The sequence below is a fragment of the Yoonia sp. genome, from assembly GCF_017854565.1.
Lineage (GTDB): Bacteria > Pseudomonadota > Alphaproteobacteria > Rhodobacterales > Rhodobacteraceae > Yoonia.
In genome coordinates, this window is record NZ_JAFMHJ010000025.1 from 1 (window position 1) to 20,464 (window position 20,464).

At 58.2% G+C, this 20,464-nt stretch carries 16 protein-coding genes and 1 pseudogene; 7 read left to right on the top strand and 10 right to left on the bottom strand.

Annotated features, from left to right (window positions below; all coding sequences use genetic code 11):
- Nucleotides 1-279: 279 nt before the first annotated feature.
- Nucleotides 280-477 (top strand): annotated as a pseudogene (locus QZ196_RS11065) (Tn3 family transposase); the annotation flags it as partial.
- Between the two features lie 447 nt (nt 478-924).
- Nucleotides 925-2,091, top strand: a complete 1,167-nt coding sequence (locus tag QZ196_RS11070) for a Hint domain-containing protein (RefSeq protein ID WP_296426386.1) — start codon at nt 925-927, stop codon at nt 2,089-2,091.
- Nucleotides 2,092-2,094: 3 nt separating this feature from the next.
- Here the strand turns inward: QZ196_RS11070 and QZ196_RS11075 are convergent, their stop codons facing one another.
- The 4 genes from QZ196_RS11075 to hemB all read right to left on the bottom strand — a co-directional run bounded on the left by QZ196_RS11075 (nt 2,095) and on the right by hemB (nt 6,934).
- Nucleotides 2,095-2,685, bottom strand: coding sequence for a nucleotidyltransferase family protein (locus QZ196_RS11075; RefSeq protein ID WP_296426389.1), 591 nt, complete (start codon nt 2,683-2,685; stop codon nt 2,095-2,097).
- The gene (locus tag QZ196_RS11080) at nt 2,682-5,090 is read right to left on the bottom strand and encodes an FAD-dependent oxidoreductase (RefSeq protein WP_296426391.1); all 2,409 of its coding nucleotides are present in this window, start codon (nt 5,088-5,090) and stop codon (nt 2,682-2,684) included. The genes QZ196_RS11075 and QZ196_RS11080 overlap by 4 nt, the downstream gene beginning before the upstream one ends.
- Before the next feature lie 120 nt (nt 5,091-5,210).
- A complete protein-coding gene (locus tag QZ196_RS11085; protein ID WP_296426393.1) occupies nt 5,211-5,768 on the bottom strand; it encodes a YSC84-related protein in 558 nt (185 codons plus the stop codon).
- Between the two features lie 167 nt (nt 5,769-5,935).
- Nucleotides 5,936-6,934 carry a porphobilinogen synthase gene (gene hemB / locus QZ196_RS11090; RefSeq protein ID WP_296426395.1) on the bottom strand — a complete coding sequence of 333 codons (999 nt, stop codon included), beginning with the start codon at nt 6,932-6,934 and terminating at the stop codon, nt 5,936-5,938.
- 123 nt (nt 6,935-7,057) lie between these two features.
- Between hemB and QZ196_RS11095 the strand changes: the two genes are divergently transcribed.
- Together QZ196_RS11095 and mfd are read left to right on the top strand one after the other, a co-directional pair.
- Nucleotides 7,058-7,582 carry a hypothetical protein gene (locus tag QZ196_RS11095; RefSeq protein WP_296426397.1) on the top strand — a complete coding sequence of 175 codons (525 nt, stop codon included), beginning with the start codon at nt 7,058-7,060 and terminating at the stop codon, nt 7,580-7,582.
- Nucleotides 7,583-7,621: 39 nt separating this feature from the next.
- Nucleotides 7,622-11,068: a transcription-repair coupling factor gene (gene mfd / locus QZ196_RS11100; RefSeq protein ID WP_296426399.1), complete on the top strand. Its 3,447-nt coding sequence runs from the start codon at nt 7,622-7,624 to the stop codon at nt 11,066-11,068.
- Nucleotides 11,069-11,074: 6 nt separating this feature from the next.
- Here mfd and QZ196_RS11105 read toward each other — a convergent pair whose 3' ends face one another.
- From QZ196_RS11105 to QZ196_RS11115, 3 genes are read right to left on the bottom strand one after another with little or no spacing between them, the layout of a single operon-like run.
- The gene (locus QZ196_RS11105) at nt 11,075-12,301 is read right to left on the bottom strand and encodes a multidrug effflux MFS transporter (protein WP_296426400.1); all 1,227 of its coding nucleotides are present in this window, start codon (nt 12,299-12,301) and stop codon (nt 11,075-11,077) included.
- Entirely contained in the window at nt 12,298-12,942 is a 645-nt protein-coding gene (locus tag QZ196_RS11110) for a DsbA family oxidoreductase (protein WP_296426401.1), read from the bottom strand. Before QZ196_RS11110 ends, QZ196_RS11105 begins: the two co-directional genes overlap by 4 nt.
- Nucleotides 12,929-14,443, bottom strand: a complete 1,515-nt coding sequence (locus tag QZ196_RS11115; protein ID WP_296426402.1) for a class I adenylate-forming enzyme family protein — start codon at nt 14,441-14,443, stop codon at nt 12,929-12,931. Before QZ196_RS11115 ends, QZ196_RS11110 begins: the two co-directional genes overlap by 14 nt.
- 64 nt (nt 14,444-14,507) lie before the next feature.
- Here QZ196_RS11115 and QZ196_RS11120 point away from each other — a divergent pair, with 64 nt between their 5' ends.
- The gene (locus QZ196_RS11120) at nt 14,508-15,137 is read left to right on the top strand and encodes an XRE family transcriptional regulator (RefSeq protein WP_296426403.1); all 630 of its coding nucleotides are present in this window, start codon (nt 14,508-14,510) and stop codon (nt 15,135-15,137) included.
- A 41-nt stretch (nt 15,138-15,178) separates the two neighbouring features.
- Here QZ196_RS11120 and QZ196_RS11125 read toward each other — a convergent pair whose 3' ends face one another.
- Nucleotides 15,179-15,826: an MIP/aquaporin family protein gene (locus QZ196_RS11125; RefSeq protein ID WP_296426406.1), complete on the bottom strand. Its 648-nt coding sequence runs from the start codon at nt 15,824-15,826 to the stop codon at nt 15,179-15,181.
- A 156-nt stretch (nt 15,827-15,982) separates the two neighbouring features.
- Nucleotides 15,983-17,797 carry an extracellular solute-binding protein gene (locus QZ196_RS11130; protein WP_296426408.1) on the bottom strand — a complete coding sequence of 605 codons (1,815 nt, stop codon included), beginning with the start codon at nt 17,795-17,797 and terminating at the stop codon, nt 15,983-15,985.
- A 270-nt stretch (nt 17,798-18,067) separates the two neighbouring features.
- On the opposite strand from QZ196_RS11130, the gene QZ196_RS11135 reads away from it, so the two are divergent.
- Both QZ196_RS11135 and QZ196_RS11140 read left to right on the top strand, forming a co-directional pair.
- Complete coding sequence (locus QZ196_RS11135; protein WP_296426410.1) at nt 18,068-18,841, top strand: 3-hydroxybutyrate dehydrogenase; 774 nt, start codon at nt 18,068-18,070, stop codon at nt 18,839-18,841.
- Nucleotides 18,838-19,869 carry a patatin-like phospholipase family protein gene (locus QZ196_RS11140; RefSeq protein ID WP_296426412.1) on the top strand — a complete coding sequence of 344 codons (1,032 nt, stop codon included), beginning with the start codon at nt 18,838-18,840 and terminating at the stop codon, nt 19,867-19,869. Before QZ196_RS11135 ends, QZ196_RS11140 begins: the two co-directional genes overlap by 4 nt.
- Here QZ196_RS11140 and QZ196_RS11145 read toward each other — a convergent pair.
- The gene (locus QZ196_RS11145) at nt 19,862-20,464 is read right to left on the bottom strand and encodes a LysE/ArgO family amino acid transporter (protein ID WP_296426466.1); all 603 of its coding nucleotides are present in this window, start codon (nt 20,462-20,464) and stop codon (nt 19,862-19,864) included. The genes QZ196_RS11140 and QZ196_RS11145 overlap by 8 nt on opposite strands.

Below are 20,464 nucleotides of genomic sequence, written 5' to 3' on the forward strand. Positions count from 1 at the left end.
CCCTCAAGTGTAAACTTTAGCCAGTCAAATGTCTCACGCTTATTGGCACGGAGGGTCCGCCTGATGATGTCCGCCCAAGCTAAATGGCGCAAACGCAACGGGGCCAATCGGCTGCCCGAGATCGTTCACGGGATTGCGTTCAAGGACGGGATCAAGCAACTTCAAACCGCCGGCTGATCACGCCGTCACCAACTTTTGGGCATAGCTCTTCTTCCCGTGCCCATGAGTCATCTCTTTTGCTGCACATTACGCTATCAAAGGAGCGGCACCAAACCGCGACAGGTCCACTATCGTATGGCCGGGCTGAACCTGCTCACAGCGAACATCATCTACTGGAATACAAAGCACCTCGGACAGGCGGTCGCCGCGCGAAAACGTGCGGGGCTCGACTGGTCGCCAGAGCTCTTATCGCATATCTCGCCCCTTGGATGCGCGCATATCCTGCTCACTGGAGAGTACAGATGGAAAAACCGGTAACGAACGCGCTTAGGGTGTCATTCTGCACCCAGCCGGATCAGACCCCACACAGGTGGATTGTGCAATTTGCTACGGTGTCCGGACGTGAACGCCAAAACGCCATAATATCGGCAATTTTCAAAGATAAGCGAGAAAATAACGGGCTTGCAGCATGTTTTGACCGCCCAAGGAGTAGTCAAAGCAAAAATATGGCTAGCTGCGATGTGCATCCGGGTTTATAACATACCCGAATTGTGCAGACGTAATTGGTTGCAGCGTATGTCTGCATTCCCGGGCCAAGCCGAATGAGTAAGGAACACTAGGGCGAACGACACGAAAAACAGATCGGCGGCGCATTTGCTGATCTGCGGTATTGACGACAAGATAGTGCGGCCTGGATGTGCCCGGTGTTTGCGATGGTTCAGGGTCCGGTCACAGGTCCGGTATCCAGTAACGGTAAGGTTTGTTATGACGGTTTTTAAGCTTGATTGGTCAAAGGCCAATACTGATGGCAGCTACTTGTTGACTGGCTCGGGCGATTGCGTAGCCGTTGCTGTTGCCACATCGGCCAATATCGAAAAAGATCAAAAAGCGAACAGCGCGGGTGCGGGATCGGGTCACGTTGCACCAACCATTACCACGCTTTCATTTGACCAGCCTGTGCAGGACTTCGTTTTCAACCTGTCCGACAGCGCAGCCCGGATTGGTGGTCTGGGCGACAAGATCACGTTGATCACGTTGGATGCGTATGGCAATCACGCAAAGGCTTCGTTTACCGATCAGACATCACGACAAATGGACGCGGGTACCACGCAGGCCAGTGTTCAGGTCGCCATTAAGGGACCGATCATGGGCCTGCAGATCATCTGCGACGTGGATGGCGGCAGCGATCAGCCAGTGGTCAGCGCTATATCGTTCTGCACGGTCGATCCTGACAGCTATGCCATGGATGTGGATTGCATAACCTATGATGCCGACAACCCCACAAGCGGCGTTGTTGCCTTCCTTGATGGGTCGACCATGGCGTTTTCAAAGATTGCGCATGCCGTTCCGTGCTTTACCCCCGGCACCCGAATCGCAACACCCAAAGGCGAGCGGCTGGTGCAGGACCTCAAGATCGGGGACAGGATTCTGACCCGCGACAACGGTATTCAAAGCATCGTCTGGGTCGGCCATCGGTCAATGACCAAGGCGGATCTGGCGGTAGCACCCGAACTGCGTCCGGTCTTGATCCGCGCGGGCACCCTTGGTGGTGGCCAACCAGAACGGCACATGCTGGTGTCACCAAATCACCGCGTCCTGATCGTATCCGAGATGGCACAGCTTTACTTTGAAGAAAGCGAAGTCCTGGTCGCAGCCAAATACCTGACCGATATCAATGGCATCGACGTCGTAAACGTGCCCGGCACGACTTATATCCACTTCATGTTCGAGAATCACGAGGTTGTGCTGTCGGACGGCGCGTGGACCGAAAGCTTCCAACCCGGTGATACCACGCTTCAGGGCGTCGAAGACGCACAGCGGGCTGAAATCTTTGCATTATTCCCTGAACTCACGACAAAAGAGGGGCTGCATAGCTACAGTTCAGCGCGCAAATCCTTGCAAAAACACGAGTCCGTCTTGCTCTTGAAGTAAGCTTCAGGCACCAGAGCCGCGCCATGCCGCCCAATCTTCGGGAGTGTCCAGATCAAGGCGCGCACGGTTTTCAGGCAGTCGCGTCAAATGGGTCTGGCCGCGCCGCTGCCGCACAATTGTTTCACCGCCGGCGTCACCGTGCAGCGCGGCGAATTCGGGGCGCAAGCTGTTGTCAAAAATGATAGGATGCCCCGGCTTTCCATCACCCGTCGCACCACGCCAAATCAGGTGGTCGGGGTGCGCGATACGCGCGTGAAGAACCGTCAAAAGATCATCCGTTTCAATAGCGACAAGGTCCGCAAGGACAATCATGAACGCCGGGCAGGCGGGCAGGCGGGCTATCGCACAGCGCATCGTCCCTGACATGCCTTCAGCGGCTTCTGGCACGATAATGGGCGTCACATCCAAATCCGCAATCACAGCCGTACGTGGATGATCCGCGGCAGGCACTGCCACAAACACCGGGTGGCCTGTGGCAAGGGCGCGTTGCGCTTGCAGGCGCAAAAGCGGGATGCCCGCGACCTGCTCCAACATTTTATCGGCACCCCGCATCCGGCGCGATCCACCGGCGGCAAGGATCACGATCGGGATCATCCGCGCATGACGCTGCCATCGGGATCAACCAACGGTGTCGTCACCCGTGTCGCTTTGCGGCGTTGCCCCATGATTTCTATCTCCACCTGTCGCCCGCCAACGGCGTCCGCACGGGGGATCAGCGCCATCGCAATGGATTTCCCCGCGTGGTGGGAATAGCCGCCTGATGTGCAAAAGCCTTTGACGTCACCATCAATGAACACCGGTTCATAGGCGACGACATCTGCGTCATCAGCATCGACTTCGAACGCGACAAGCGTGCGGGCAGGGGGATTGGCCCTCTCGGCCTCGGCTGCGGCGCGCCCAATAAAATCGACATTCTTTTTGAAACTGATAAAGCGGTCCATCCCGGTTTCGGCCGGCGTATAATCCGGCGAGAATTCACGCTTCCACGCGCCAAAGAACCGGTCCAACCGCAGCGACATCATCGCGCGCATACCGAACGGCGCAATGCCCATTGACTGGCCCGCATGCCACAGCGTCCACCAAAGTTGGCGCTGATCCATCGGATCGCAGTATATTTCATATCCTAAATCGCCGGTATAGCTGACCCGCTGCACAATACAGGCCACCTGGCCGACGGTCATGCGCCGCACGTCCAGAAACTTGATCCCGGCCACGTCACCGCGCGTGCACGCCCCAAGCAGATCACGTGCCTTGGGGCCTGCAATCTGAAAACCCGTGCGCCGGTCAGAGATATTTTCGACATGGGCATGGGGTGCCGCGTTCTGGATGAACCAGCGGTGGTGAATTTCTTGCGCGCCGTAGCTTGCGGTCAGTTGAAATTCGGTCTCAGCCAGACAAGACACGGTGAAATCGCCCCAAAGCCGCCCACCGGGTGACAGCATCGGTGTGAGAGACATGCGCCCGACCTGTGGAATCCGGCCCGCCATGATCCGATCCAGCCATGCGCGCGCGCCGCTGCCCGTGACGCTGAATTTACCAAAGTTCTGGACCTCATTGATGCCAACACCGCCGCGCACGGCTTTCACTTCGCGCGCAGTCGCATCCCACGCATTTGAACGTCGGAAAGTTGGCGTTTCATAGGTTGGGTCGTTATCCTGCGCAAAGTAGTTAGCCACCTCAAGCCCGAATTGATGCCCCCAGACCGCGCCAAGATCGCTGAAAATATCATACATTGGCGTGGTCCGGTGCGGACGGGCGGCGGGCAGTTCCTGATTGGCATACGCGACCGAGAAACGGTTTTGGTAATTCTGGACCACCTTGGGGCGCGTGTAGCCCGGCGTAATCCATTTGCCGTACCGCGCCACATCAAGCGCGGTGACACCGCGCTCGCATTCGCCCTCTATCATCCACTGTGCCAACATCAGCCCGACACCGCCCGCCTGACTAAACCCCGCCATGACGCCGCACGCCGACCAATAATTTTGGTGCCCCGGCACGGGACCAACCAGCGGATTACCATCAGGTGCAAAGGTGAACGGCCCGTGGATCACAGATTTGACGCCAGCCGTGGCCAATACCGGGAACCGCCGATACGCAAATTCAATCGAGGCTTCAACTTTGTCCAGATCGTCAGGCAGCAGTTCGTGCCCAAAATCCCATGGTGTGCCATCCACCGCCCAAGGTTTGCAGGGCTTCTCATAGAACCCGATGCAAAGCCCGCGCCCTTCCTGCCGCAAATAGCTTTCGCCACCGGGGTCGATCACATGCGGATGTTCGCTGTCGCGGTTATAGATTTCGGGGATGTCATCTGTGACGATATACTGATGTTCCATCGGGTGCAGCGGCGTGTAGATGCCCGCCATCGCACCAACTTCGCGCGCCCAGAGCCCGCCCGCATTCACCACATGTTCGGCATGGATCGTGCCCTTTTCGGTCACAACGTCCCATGTGCCGTCGGCCCGATGGTTTGTCTCGATAACCTTGCAATGCAATGCGATCGTGGCCCCGCCCATCCGCGCGGCCTTGGCATAGGCGTGCGTTGTGCCGGACGGATCAAGATGCCCGTCAAGCGGATCAAACAGCGCGCCCACGATGCCGTCAAGGTTGGTAATCGGCGCGATTTTTGCGATCTCGGCTGGGCCGACAATTTCCGTATCCAGCCCCATATACCGATGTTTGGCGCGTTCCGCGACCAGCATGTCAAAACGGTCTTGGTTATCTGCCAACGTCAGGCCGCCAACATGGTGCAATCCACACGACATGCCGGTGATTGCTTCCAACTCTTTGTAAAGATTGATGGTATAACCCTGCAGCGCAGCCATATTGGTGTCGCCGTTCAGGGTGTGAAAACCACCTGCGGCATGCCATGTGGACCCTGATGTCAGCTCTGACCGCTCAATCAGCATCACATCAGACCAGCCCAGTTTGGTCAGATGATAAAGCACAGAGGCGCCGACGACGCCGCCCCCGATGACGGCAACGCGTGTTGTGGTTTTCATGGGTGACCTCCGCTTTCACTTTAACCCACCATGCCGTTGCAGATGGTAACCGCCGAGCCGCAACGCGACATTTTGTGTCGCAAACGCGCCCCACCGGCAAAGATCAACGCGGCGTGATCGCTATGGAATGATGCGCGTGTATTTGGTGCCTTCCAGCGTGGCGCCCAACCGCAGTCCGGTTTGCGCGAATACGACCGCGATCACGGGCGACAGGCTGGTCGTCGTTTCAGCGCGCAGGGTTTCGCCCTTTTCGTTGATCGCATATTCGACATCTGCGCCGGCGGCCCAACCGGCGGACTGGCGGAAGTCCATCAATGCTTCATTCGTCATGAAGAACAAGACATGGCTAAATTGCTGTGCGCCAATCTGCAGGCCCGCGCTGCCCGATGCGGACGAATAGTAGTCCACTGTCGATTGCCCGACGCGCAACGCACCCCGGCCATACGACCCGCCAATCCCAAGGCCGATTTCAGTGACAAGCGGCATGACCAGCATCCCCGATGCTCTGCTCGCAAGATCACGGGTGCCGGGATAGGTCGTATACATAAAATTCAATGTACTATCGACACGGGCGTCGATTGTGGCGGCGCCTGCACCACCGATACCGTTGCCGCATGCGGCCAAAGTCGTGGTTGCCAACGCACCAAGCGCAAAGCTGCGCCGAGAAAAACTGCTCATGGTCTGTTCCGCCTTATTTGCCTGGAATGAGGCTGTTGTCGCCCCTAATACGCAAAACTATAAGCAAAAGTCGGCGTGCTGTCACGCGCAAGGTTGCGGCGACCTGATATTGGGCATGGCGCGACCCGCCGTTGTCCCCCATGCGATCCTGCGCAGGCCTCAAGACATTACCCGTTCAGCAGCTTTGCCGCCTTTGGGGCAAAATAGGTCAGGATGCCATCGCACCCCGCGCGTTTGAAGGCGAGCAGGCTTTCCATCATCACTTTTTCACCATCAAGCCACCCGTTTTGCGCCGCGGCCTGCAGCATCGCATATTCGCCACTGACCTGATACGCATAGGTTGGCACGCCAAACGCATCTTTGACCCGACGGCAGATGTCGAGGTACGGCATGCCGGGTTTGACCATGATCATATCAGCCCCTTCCATCAGGTCGCGTTCGACCAACCGCAGCGCTTCGTCAGAGTTGCCGGGGTCCATCTGATAGGTTTTCTTGTCTCCCGTCAGCGCCGATGACGCCCCAACCGCATCGCGGAACGGCCCATAGAACGCCGACGCATATTTGGCGGTATAGCTCAGGATGGCAACGTTTTGATGTTTTTCAGTCTCTAACGCAGCGCGAATTGCAGCAATCCGACCGTCCATCATGTCGGAAGGCCCAAGGATATCGGCGCCGGCGTCCGCTTGGGCCAGGGCCATTTTCACCAGCGCCTCGACCGTCCGGTCATTCACGATTTCGCCATTCTCAACAAAGCCGTCGTGGCCGTTGATGTTATATGGATCCAGCGCGATGTCGGTCATGATGGCAATGTCGGGCGCGGCATCCTTGATCGCGCGGATCGCTTGATTGGTCAGGTTGTCCGGGTCCCAGGCCATCGCGCAGTCTTCGGTGCGCGCCGCCATGTCGGTGTAGGGAAACAGGCAGATCGCCGGAATACCCAGCGCCTGCGCCTCGATTGCGGCTTTGACCACGCGGTCCACGGTCTTGCGCGTCACACCCGGCATGGATGCAACGGCGGTTTCATTATCGTGCCCGTCCATGACGAAAACCGGCCAGATCAAATCGTCCACCGTCAGCGTATTCTGCCGCGAAAGCGCGCGAAGCGCTGGCGTTTTGCGCATCCGGCGCAGGCGTGAAGCAGGAAAGGGGGCAACGGTCGGTTTCATGGGGCAGCCTCTTGCAGCGATAACAATTCTTGGTCGCATGGATTTTGCCACATCACAAGTCTGGGCAAGCGCCAGTCGTGTCGTTAGTGTCCGCACAACACGCAATGATGAATGAGCCCACCGATGAACTGGAACGACGCCATCTTGCAAGTGATTGATCTGCGGACGTTCTCCAACATTTGGTATTGGCTTGCGGTGGCGGTATCATGGTCGACGGTCAGTCATTGGATCATTGGCGTCCCGTTCGACATGATATTTCGGGCCCGGCGCAACGGCGGCGATGCCCTGTCTGACCTCGAGACATTAGTCGCCATCAACGTCCGCCGCCTGATGACCATCACCGCGCTGGGGGGCATGTGGATTACGGGGTTTATCAGCTTTGTGCTGACCAGCTTGGCCGCAATGGGCTTTTACTATGGGTTTGAACTGGCACAGGGGTTCTTTTGCCTCGTCTTTCCCATGTCATTGGTCGGCGTGATGACGATGCGGATAACGCGGCGGTATAGCGTGCAGCAGCCCGCCGGCGAAACGCTGGCGCGCGAACTGCTGCAGCTGCGGTTCTGGATCCAGGTGATCGCCATGATTTCCATCTTTTTCACCGCGATGTACGGGATGTATCACAATCTTTCCGTCACACCGGGTTTCTGAGTGGTTGACACCGTGACGCTGCACGGTAGTTGATCGCCCATGTCTGATCCCAACCATATCACCGTCAGTGGCGCCCCCGAGGGGTTTGATGCGCAGTTGATTCTGTCCGAGGTCGCAAGAACAGGCCCGATCATCCACGTCGCGCGCGATGATAAACGTCTGGCGGCAATGCAGGCCGCGCTTGGATTTTTCGCACCCGAGATGCCGGTGTTTGTTTTTCCCGCATGGGACTGCCTGCCCTATGACAGGGTGTCGCCGAACGCTGATGTCTCTGCCGCGCGCATGGCGACGTTGGCCGCATTGGTACACGGGATGCCAAAGCAATTTGTGCTGCTGACCTCGCTGAATGCGGCAATGCAACGGGTCCCCGCACGGGCGGTCCTGCGAGAAGCGGCGTTTACCGCAACAGTCGGTGAACGGCTTGATGAAACAGCGCTGCGCGGGTTCCTGGTCCGGATGGGATTTACGCAAAGCCCGACCGTCCTGGAGCCAGGCGATTATGCCGTGCGCGGCGGGATTATTGATATCTACCCGCCGGGGCAAAGCGGCCCGGTGCGCCTTGATCTGTTCGGTGATGTTCTTGACGGTGCCCGCCGGTTTGATCCGATGACCCAGCGGACGACCGAGAAGCTGTCGGAGATAGAGCTGGCGCCGGTGTCCGAAGTGATCTTGGATGACCCTGCCATCACGCGATTTCGCCAAAATTACCGGATCGAATTTGGGGCCGCAGGCACCGATGACCCCCTGTATGAAGCCGTCAGCGCCGGTCGCAAGCACGCCGGTGTCGAACATTGGCTGGGCTTCTTTCAGGACAACCTTGAGACCCTGTTCGATTATCTGCCCGGCGCAACAGTGACATTGGATGATCAGGCAACCCCGACCCGGCTGGCCCGCTGGGACAGCATTGCCGACCAATATGGCACGCGGATGCATGCGCTCAACCAAAAGGGGCGGGTGGATAGTGTATACAAACCTGCACCGCCGAATTTACTTTACCTCAATGATGATGCGTGGGGCGCGGCAGTTGCGGACCGGCGGCTGTTGCAACTTTCCCCGCTTAAGCAGGCAATTGGCCTTGGTACGATTGACGCGGGCGGGCGCATAGGCCGCAATTTTTCGCCTGAACGCCAACAGGAACATATAAGCCTTTTCAGCGCATTAGCAGATCATATTCGTGCAAGGCTTGCGGTTGGCCCCGTTGTTGTCGCGTCCTATTCCGAAGGCGCGCGCGAGCGGCTGGAAGGTTTGATCGAAGACGAGGGGATCGTCGAAACCATCGCCGTCACGGATTTTTGCCGGGTTGGCAAGCATGGGGTGCATCTGGCGGTCTGGCCGCTTGAACATGGCTTTGAAGCGCCCGGACTGACGGTGATTTCCGAACAAGACGTGCTGGGCGATCGTCTGATCCGCCAGACCAAGCGCAAGCGCCGGGCCGAAAATTTCCTGTCCGAAGCAAACAGCCTGAACCCCGGCGATCTGGTGGTCCATGTCGATCACGGTGTCGGTCGTTTTATCGGCATGGAGGTGGTAACGGCACTGGGTGGGGCACATGAATGCCTGTTGCTGGAATATGCCGAAGATTCAAAGCTTTACCTGCCTGTCGAAAATATCGAACTGCTGTCCCGATATGGTCATGATACCGGCCTGCTGGACAAATTGGGCGGTGGTGCGTGGCAGGCCAAAAAGGCCAAACTCAAAGAGCGTATCCGCCAGATTGCCGAACGCCTGATCCGGGTCGCGGCGGAACGGGCCTTGCGCACCGCGCCCGTTCTCGACCCGCCCGACGACATGTGGGAACAGTTTTTGGCACGCTTCCCCTACGCCGAAACCGACGACCAGCTTGCCGCGATCGAAGACGTCCTCGAGGATTTATCGTCGGGCAAGCCGATGGATCGGCTGATCTGCGGTGATGTGGGCTTCGGCAAGACCGAGGTGGCGATCCGCGCGGCCTTTGTTGCCGCGCTTTGCGGTGTGCAAGTGGCGATTATCGCGCCGACGACATTGCTGGCGCGGCAGCATTACCAGACCTTCGCAGAACGGTTTCGCGGCTTTCCGGTGAACGTGCGGCCATTGTCGCGGTTTGTATCCGCCAAGGACGCAGCCCTGACCCGCGACGCGATCACCAAGGGGACGGTGGACATCGTCATCGGCACCCATGCGCTGCTGGCAAAGGGCGTGCGGTTCAAGAACCTTGGCCTGTTAGTCATTGATGAAGAACAGAAATTCGGTGTGCAGCACAAAGAGCGTCTTAAGCAATTGCGCACCGATGTACATGTGCTGACCCTGACCGCGACACCTATTCCACGCACCTTGCAGCTGTCACTGTCAGGTGTCCGCGATCTGTCGATCATCGGCACACCGCCCATCGACCGGCTGGCGATCCGGACCTATGTCAGCGAATTTGACACGATCACCACGCGCGAGGCGCTGCTGCGGGAACATTATCGCGGCGGACAATCGTTCGTGGTCGTGCCCCGGATCACCGACATGGTCGAAATGGAAGAATTCCTCAAACGCGAAGTGCCCGAAGTCTCCTTTATCACAGCGACCGGCCAGATGGCGGCAGGCGAACTGGATGACCGGATGAATGCATTTTATGATGGCAAATATGACGTGCTGCTGGCGACAACCATTGTGGAATCGGGTCTTGATATTCCAACGGCCAACACGATGATCGTTTGGCGTGCAGACATGTTTGGTTTGTCGCAGCTCTATCAAATTCGTGGGCGCGTTGGCCGGTCCAAAACCCGCGCCTATGCCTATCTGACGACAAAACCGCGGCAAAAGCTGACCGATACCGCGCAAAAGCGGCTGCGCGTCCTGGGGTCGCTGGATACGCTGGGCGCGGGATTTACGCTGGCAAGCCAGGATCTGGATATCCGCGGTGCGGGTAATCTGTTGGGCGAAGAGCAGTCCGGTCAGATGCGCGAAGTCGGCTACGAGCTTTATCAGCAGATGCTGGAAGACCAGATCACCGCGATCCGGTCGGGAACCGCCGAAGGCATCATTGACGATGGACACTGGGCGCCGCAGATCAATCTGGGCGTGCCGGTCCTGATCCCCGAAGAATTTGTGCCGGATCTGGACGTGAGGCTTGGACTTTACCGGCGCTTGTCGGAATTGACCACCAAGGTCGAACTGGAAGGCTTTGCCGCCGAACTGATTGACCGCTTTGGCAAACTACCCCGCGAGGTGAATACGCTGATGCTGGTGGTGCGGATCAAGGCGATGTGCAAGCGCGCCGGTATCAGCCAGCTTGACGCGGGACCGAAAGGGGCGACCATCCGGTTCCACAACGATAAATTTGCCTCGCCTGCCGGGCTGGTTGATTTCATCAATGACCAGCGCGGGCAGGCCAAGATCAAAGGAAACAAGATTGTCGTGCAGCGCGATTGGGCGGTCGAACGTGACAAGATTCAGGGTGCGTTCAACATCGCGCGGGATTTGGCGCAAAAGCTGTCTGATGAAAAGAAAAAGGCGAGGTAACGCTCCCTATGCCTCGCCCGGCCTTTTGATCATCGTGGTCAGCCAAAGCGCGAGGCCCGCACAGACCAACGCACCCACCGCCATCGGCATTGGCGTGCCGTCGAATGTCAGGGCAATCGGGGCCGCAATCAAAACCGCGCCAACAGTCGAAACCGCCGCAATAACCGACGCGGCAAGCCCGGCAATATGACCCATTTCCTCCATGGCCAGTGCGTTGAGGTTCCCGATCGTCAGACCCGCCTGAAAGAAATTGGCAGTCACCCAAAGCACGTAGGTCCCGAAGGCAAGCCAATAAGGGCCATTGGCGGCGGTGATCACGATCATCAACAATGTGATGCCGATCTGGGCGCTATACATCGCCTTGATGATGGCCCGCATTCCCAGCCGCACGACGATCCGGGCATTCAAGACGCTGGCCGATGCCGCGAAAATAGCGATGCCACCGAACCACAAATGAAACACATCGCCCTGCCCAAAGGTGATGTCGAATACTTGCTGTGTCGATGAAAGCACGGTGAACAGCATGCCGAATGTCAGGGTTTGGATCAGGATCGACAGCCGTGCGGTGCGGTGGGCGAACATCTCTTTTATGGCATCGACGACGCTGCGCACCCGAAGCGGTCTGCGGTTTTCAGGGGCCAGCGTTTCGGGCTGGCGCACGAGCAACCAGATCATCGAGGCCATGGAAAACAACACAAACGTGACAAAGATCGCCCGCCAGCCAAAACCAAGAATGATGTAATACCCCATGGTAGGGGCCAGTGCCGGGACCAACGCGAAAACCACCATCACGAACGACATGATCCGCGCCATATCACGACCGCTGTAAAGGTCCCGCACCAGCGCCATCGCAACGACACGGGGGCCGGCCGCCCCCAAACCCATCACAACCCGCGCCGCCAACATCGTCTCCAGCGTCGGGGCGGCCCATGCCACGGCACAGGCGCAGATATACACAAATGCCCCGCCCACAACGACCGGCTTGCGCCCAAAGGCGTCGGACAGGGGGCCTGTAAACAATGTCCCCAAACCCATGCCCAACACAAAGCTGGTGATAATCAGTTGCGCCTTGTTTGGCGTGTCCGGTGCAAGCGCGGCACCGATTTCGGGCAATGCGGGTAGCATCGCATCAATGGAAAACGCGACAGTTGCCGCCAGCATTGCCATCAGCGCGATGAACTCTGTCTGCGGTAGCTGTTTGTGCGGCCTGCTGCCCGCCGGGAGGCTGATCATCCAGCAGCCTTGATTTGTTCCATGATATCCTTGATCACCTGCGCCCACACCTCTGGCGGCTGTGCGCCGGGCACGGCGTGTTGCTGGGCTACGATGAATGTCGGCACCGAATTCACGCCCATCTCGCGGCTGTGTTGATCACGCGCACGGATATCGGCGATGTCAGAATCGCTTTCCAGCAGGCGGGTCACCATGGCGGCGTCCATTTCAGCGGTGTCAGCGATATCTGCCAGCACCTCGTGGGCACCGATATCGCGCCCCTCGACGAAATAGGCTTTGAAAAGCAAATCAACGACATAGCTTTGCCGCTTCTCGATACCGGCCCAATGGATCAACCTATGTGCGTCAATGGTGTTCGGCGTCGTCTTCATGGCGTCGAAATTGATGGTGGCACCCGTGCTTTGGGCCTGTGCCACGACAGGCGCATAGGCTTTGACCGCAGCGTCCTTGCCGCCGAACTTACCTTCAAGATAGGCGCGGCGATCCATACCGCCCGCAGGCATGTCGGGGTTCAGCTGGAATGGGTGCCATTCGACCGTAAACGGGTGATCGGGGACGGCTGCCAATGCCTTGTCCAGATTGGTTTTGCCGATATAGCACCACGGGCAGATCGGATCGGAAATAATATCAAGCTTGACCATGTGCGGCCTCCCATTCGGTTCGCAGCACACGCCGCAAAAGTTTGTTGTTGGCCCCGCGCGGCAGCGCATCCATTGCGATATACATGCGCGGCGTCTTATAGGTCGCAAGGCGGGCGGCCACCCAATCGCGCAGTTCCGCTTCGTCTATCACGTCTGTCGCCACGTAAAAGGCCGCAATAACGAAGGTTCCTGTGCGAACTTGCACAGCGCAGGCGCCGGCTTCGGAAATTGCCGGATGCGCGGTAAGCACGTCTTCGACTTCGACCGGACTGACCCGGTAACCGCCTGCATTCATCATGTCATCTGCGCGCCCGGCATAGGTGATCGCCCCGCTGGCGTCCATGATGCCGATGTCACCGGTCATGAACCAATCACCTTGAAACCGCGCGGCGGTTTCGTCGGCGGCCCCAAGATAGCCCAGCATCAGACCGGGGTCGGTCGCGTGGATTGCGATGGTTCCCGGTGTCCCGCGCGCGACGGGCCCGTCAGGACCGATCAACGCCACCCGGCGCCCGGGCTGCGGATAGCCTGATGTCCCTTTTGGGGCGGGATTGGTCGGGCTGCCAGAAATGAAGGTCGAACATTCGGACATGCCAAACGCCTCGTAGATGGGGGTGCCGGTGGCGTTGCCCCACGCGGACGCATAGTCATCAGCCAGTTTTTCACCGGCGGACAGACCGTGGCGCAGCTGCGGCAGCGGTGGCATTTGCGCCCGCAGCACGCGGCGGTAGACGCCGGGTGCGGCCGCAAAAATCGTCGCGCTGTGATCTGCCAGAAGACCAGGCAACTGGTCTGCGGTGACGCCATTTGCCGGGATCAGCGCTGTTGCACCGACCGACCAGGGGTCCATCAGCCCGGTGCCCAGCGTATAGGTCCAGTTGAAAGCACTGGCATGCATGACCCGGTCGTCTGCGCACAGGCCATACCAGCCATGCCACATCATCTGCCGCGCCCAGATCGCGCGGTGCGCATGCACAACAGGGCGTGGTTTGCCGGATGTTCCCGAGGTGTAGATGATATAGGCGGGGCGCTCCGGGTCGCCCATGTCATAGGCGGCGGGTGGCAGGTTCCAGAATGCGCGCAGGCTTTCCGCCGGGCGGAACGGGCCGGGGGCTGCAGCCAATCCTGCGGCCCGGATGGTCAGCGCAGGCTTGATTGTCGCGACAATGTTTTCTACTTCTGGCGTGGTCAGCTGCGACGAAACCGGAACCGGGATGATGCCCCCCGCGATAGCCCCCAGATAGGTGATTGGAAATTCGGGCGTATTGCCCAGTTGCAGCAACAAGTGATCACGGGGTTTCAGGCCCAGTTGCCGCAGCCCCGTCGCCGTGCCCAAGACGGCCTCTTCAATCTGCGCGTAAGTAAAGGTTTCCGGCGTCGGCCCCACGATTTGCAGGGCCGTCTTACGCGCCAGCTTTTGGGCATGGGTCAGCACGTGACGGGCCATATTGAATGGCGTCGGCGCGGGGGGGAACCCGCTGGCATTTGTCAGCGACAGCATGACTGATCGCTAACGGCATGGCGGGGCAGTTGCAAGATGCCGGGCTGCGGCTTATGACAAGCATATGTCCGATATTGACCCCAACAAGCTGATCCGCATTGCCCGTGAAAATGGAACCACTACCGTTGCAGAGCCTTTGGACCTTGGCGCGCGGGTCCGCGCGTTGCGCAAAGCCCGCGACTGGACGCTGGAGCAAGCCGCGCAGCAGGCTGGTCTGGCGCGGTCAACGTTGTCGAAGATCGAAAACGGCCAGATGTCACCGACCTATGACGCGCTGAAAAAGTTGGCCATTGGCCTGGAAATTTCTGTGCCGCAATTGTTTACGCCCCCGTCCACGGATCAGGTCAACGGGCGCATGGCCGTCACCCGAAACGGTGAGGAAGCCTCGAAAATCACGACCACCTATGAACATGCGCTGCTGGCAGAAAGCCTGACCCAAAAGAAGATGTTGCCATACCGGGCCCGTGTCCGCGCGCGCAGCATGGATGATTTTGACGGCTGGATTCGCCACGACGGCGAGGAATTTCTATATGTGCTGACCGGTCAGGTGCGGCTTTACACGGAATTTTATGAACCCGTCGATCTAAAGCGCGGCGATAGCGCCTATTATGACGCCGCCATGGGCCACAACGTCGTGTCGATCAGTGCGGACGATGCGACGATCCTTTGGGTGACGTCGCTTTCTCGGAACTGACCTGCGCCTCCGGCGGGGATATTTTTTCTCGGAAGAAGCGGTTAGTCTTTTGAAAACAGCAGCGGCAGCACGACTGCCGCAATCCCAACGGCAATAATTTGCATGGCTATGAACATTGGCACATGAGCGGGGTTAATACCTGCGAAGGTATTGGTTAACGCTCTTGCGATGGTGACTGCAGGATTGGCAAAGCTGGTGGATGACGTGAACCAATACGCGCCGGCAATATACAGCGCGACCAACGGCGGAACGGCATCGACCCGGTGCTTTATGCCGCCAAAAATCACGAAAAGCAGGCCGAACGTGGCGATAATTTCCGAAAACCACTGCGATATCCCGGTCCGGTCGGTGTTTGAAAACTGCAGAATTGGCAGGTCGAACATGATATGTGCCGCCCAGACTCCGATGATCGCGCCAATGATCTGCGCAATCACATAGGCGATTGCGTCGGCAACGGTGATGTCGCGTCGGATCAAGAACGCGAGGGTGACTGCGGGGTTGAAATGGGCGCCTGATACCGGGCCAAGCGTGGTAATCAGTACATAAAGGATGCAACCTGTCGCGATAGCATTGGCCAGCAGGGCCACGGCGGTGTTCCCGTCGGCCAAAGCCGCGCCCATGATACCAGAGCCGACCACACCAATTAGCAAAAACGCGGTCCCCAGACCTTCTGCGAGCAGTTTTTGCATGGCCTAGGTGCCGATCTGGTTCAGGGCCGTTTGAAGCGCGATAGGGCAGGCCGCGTTACCGGCGCACAAAACAGGGATGCTCATGACAGCTTTCGTTTGTTTCGGCCTCGCCTAAGGATGAAATGTAACGCCACGGTGACAGCGGGGCCGGACACGTTATTCTGCGTACCACCACACATCCGGTTGCCAACCCGGCCAGTCACCAAAGATCGGCACAGTGTCTGGGAAATGCAGGCTTTTGGAATGCGCCAAGCGACTGATATTCCATTGGTAAATCGGGATGACATAGCGCCCTGTGGTTAACACGCGGTCCAGCGCATGCACCGCTGCGACAAAGTCATCCTGACTTTCCGAGGTCAGCAACCGCCCGATCAATGCGTCCACTGCGGGGGATTTGACACCCATCAGGTTGCGCCCCCCCGGTTGATCCGCCGATGCTGCGCCAAAGTAGTTGTACTGCTCATTTCCCGGCGAAAGCGACAGACCGACCCGGTAGTAGGTCATGTCAAAATCTTGACCGTCTGTCCGTTCCTTGAACTGGGCACTGTCGGCGACCGTGATTGTCGGGGTCACACCGATGCGCAACAGTGACTGGGTAAACATGTCAATGATCGACTGATTTTCGGAACTGCCGGTTTGCAGCAGAATGTCGAAGGTAAAGGGCGTGCCGGCCGCATTCTTCATCACGCCGTCTTGCACGGTCCAGCCCGCCGCTTCCATCTGTGCAAGGGCGGCGGCGGTGCCGGCGCGGTTCCGCTCGGTCCCGTCGCCTTGGGGCAGGGCGTATCCGTCCAGCGCGCCCGGCAACAGGTCATCCACAAACGGCGCGAGAAACTCCGCAACCCGCCCCTCGGCGGGGCCGTCCGACATGGCAAGCGGCGAATTTGACCAATACGACGTGATACGTGGTTGCGCAGAGCCTGTCATCGCTTCGTTGATAAAGGCGAAATTGAACGCATGCAGCATCGCATCCCGGACCCGCCAGTCTGCAAACTGCGCGCGGCGGGTGTTCATCACAAATCCGGTCATGCCGGACGGGCGTTCATGCGGCACGACGGACAGGACAACATCACCGTCTTGCACGGCCGGGAAATTGTATTGGCTCTCCCAGCGCGCCACGTTGAATTCACGGTTGGAATTCACTTCGCCGACCTTGAACGCCTCGAACGCGGCGGTCTCATCGCCAAAAAACTCCAGACGCACTTCGTCGATGTTGTTGGTGCCGACCCGAAAGGGGATGTCATCGCCCCAATAATCGGGATTGCGGCGCAGCGACACAAATCGCCCGGCCTCGAAATCATCAATGACATAGGGCGCGGATGTGATGGGCACTATTTCGACCGTGCTATCTTCAAAGACAACGCCATCCCATTGCGCCTTTTTCAAGATTGGGCGCAGACCGGCCAGCAATGCAAGCTCGCGGTCCTCAATATTAAAGGTAAAGCGCACGGACCGATCACCGGTTTGTTCCATGCTTGCGACCTTGGCCCAGAATCCTTGATATCGGGGGTGCCCAACCGTGCCGAGCGTTTCATAAGACCACATCACATCTGCGACGGTCACAGGGGACCCATCCGAGAATTTGGCCCCCGCGCGCAGCGTGAACTCTACCCATTCGCGATTCGGTCCTGTCTCAATCGATTCGGCCAAAACACCGTAGAGCGTGAATGGTTCATCAAGCGAGCGCCCCATAAAGCTCTCTCCGAGGAAAAACCGTAGCTGCCAGGGCACCGATCCTTTGCGCACGAATGGGTTCAGGCTGTCAAAGCTGCCGACCTCAGCCGTCGCGATGCGACCGCCTTTTGGGGCCTCCGCATTAACATAGGGCAAAGACACAAAATCCGGTGGCAGGGCAGGGTCGCCATACATAGCTATGCCATGCTGGGGTTCGGCTGCTACGAAACTGCCTGCCGTGATCAATGCAACTGCTGCGGCAAACCGCCTCGCTGATGCGCCATATTGTGCCGTCATTTTGGGTCTGCCTCTTGGTTTCGTTTCATTGTTAACGACGACCTTAAAGATGCTTCTCAACCTTTTCAAACTTTTAGCTTGGATGCGGGCAAGGGATTGCTTATAAAGAAGTCACTGCTCGATAGGTTTCTTGCCTGTATGAAACCTGACTCAATAACTTTACGCCCGCCTTGTGCGGGCGTTTTTTTATGGGCAATCGGTGGGTGTGGGTGGCTTTTGCAGGTGCAGCATATATGGTGAGTCGCAACGCAATATATTGGAGCCCATACTATGTCTCTTGCAGGAAAAACCGCCGTCATCACTGGATCAAATTCCGGTATCGGATTGGGTGTGGCCCGTGAGTTGGCCAAGGCTGGCGCAAATATTGTCCTGAATTCATTTACCGACACCCCCGAAGATCACGCGCTGGCCGCTGAAATCGCCAAAGTGACCGGCGTCGCCGCGAAATATGTGCAGGCCGACATGTCCAAGGGCGATGACTGCCGCCGCCTGATCGCCGCAGCCGGTGGCTGCGATATATTGATCAACAATGCAGGTATTCAGCATGTTGCACCCATTCAGGATTTCCCGACCGACAAGTGGGACGCGATCATCGCGATCAACCTGACATCGGCGTTTCACACGACCGCTGCCGCCGTGACGGGCATGCGTGAAAAGGGCTGGGGCAGAATCATCAACATCGCATCGGCACACGGTCTGACCGCGTCACCGTATAAATCGGCCTATGTTGCGGCGAAACACGGTATCGTCGGCCTGACCAAGACCATCGGTCTTGAGACAGCACAGGACCCCATTACCTGCAACGCAATCTGTCCCGGCTACGTCCTTACCCCGCTGGTCGAGGCACAGATCCCCGATACGATGAAAGAATACGATATGTCGCGCGATGATGTGATCAAGAACGTCATGCTGCAGCGGCAACCCTCCAAGGAATTTGCAACCGTCGAACAGCTCGGTGGCACGGCGGTGTTTTTGTGTTCACATGCGGCGGCACAGATCACCGGGACGACGATTAGCGTCGATGGTGGCTGGACAGCCCTGTGAAGCGGATCAACCTTGCGCTGCAAGGCGGCGGTGCACATGGGGCATTCACTTGGGGTGCACTCTGCCGCATCTTGCGTGAAGATGACATCGAAATCGCTGCAATTTCAGGGATTTCGGCTGGGGCATTGAATGCGGCTGCGTTGAAATCCGGCTGGATCGCAGGCGGTCGCGAAGGTGCGATTGAAAATCTCGAATGGCTTTGGGAACAGGTCGGGGCCATCACCGACCCGCGCTTTACGCAATGGGTGTCGTCCTTGACGCCCAGCGCCCACCTGTGGGCCAAAGCGATCGAATATTCGCCGGCCTATGCCGCGATTGACATGACCTCGCGGATGTTTTCGCCCTACATATATGGCCCGACGCTGCGAAACCCGCTGGAACAGATTGTTGCCAAATTCCACTATGACGCGGTTTGCGCGTCAGACGGGCCGGCGCTGCACATCTGTGCCACCAACGTCCGGTCCGGAAAAATCCGCGTGTTCACCGGGCACGAAATAATGCCAGAGGTGATCATGGCCTCGGCCTGTTTGCCCAGCATGTTTCAGGCGGTGGAATTTACCGATCCCCAGACCGGCAAGTCAGAGGCGTTCTGGGACGGTGGCTATACTGGAAACCCAGCGCTTTTCCCGTTATTTGCCAGTGACTTGCCCGACGATATTCTAATCGTGAACATCAACCCGCTGCGCCGGAAAAATCTGCCCACGGACAGCCAGTCGATCCAAAACCGGATCAACGAGATCAGCTTTAACAGCTCGCTGTTGCGCGAACTGCGTGCGATTGATTTCGTGAACCGGCTGCTGCACGATGGCACTGTTCCAAAAGGCAGAATGAAGGACGTGCTGGTTCATATGATTGCCGATGATGGTTTGATGAATGAACTGAATGTCGCGACCAAGACGATACCCACGCCGATCATCCTTGCCCGCCTGAAAGAGGCGGGAGAGGCGGCGGCGGACATTTTCCTGTCACAGCACAAGGCCGATCTGAACGAACGCAGCACGGTTAATATGTCCGAGATGTTCAGCTAAGCAGCTTGGCGGCCAGCGCCCACATCACCAGCCCGATGAGCAGATCCAGCATGCGCCACGCCCGTGCTGACTGCATGACCGGTGCCAGAAATCGCGCGCCGTAGCCAAGACCGAAAAAGAACACGAACGATGCGCTGACCGCACCGATCCCAAAGGCGGTTTTCGCCGCAATCTCAATGTATTGCGTTGAAACCGCCCCCACCAGCCCCAACGTATCAAGATAAACATGCGGATTAAGCCACGTGAACGCCGCAGCCGTGCCAAGCGTCGCCCAAAGACCGGCTGATTTGCCCGCAATCTGCAACGCGTAGGTGCCCTGCCACGCAGCCCAAAGCCGCAATGCGCCATAGACGATCAAAAACGCCGCGCCGCTCCAAGCCATGATCTGCGGCAACATCGGATAAACCGTGACAATCGCCCCGAAACCGAACACGCCTGCCGTGATCAGCAGGGCATCGGACACCGCACAAAGCAGGCACAGCCAAAATACACGTGCCCGCGCCAACCCCTGTCGCAAGACGAATGCATTTTGCGCTCCGATGGCAAGGATCAACGAAAACCCGGTCGCAAATCCGGTCAGTGCGGGCGCGATCAG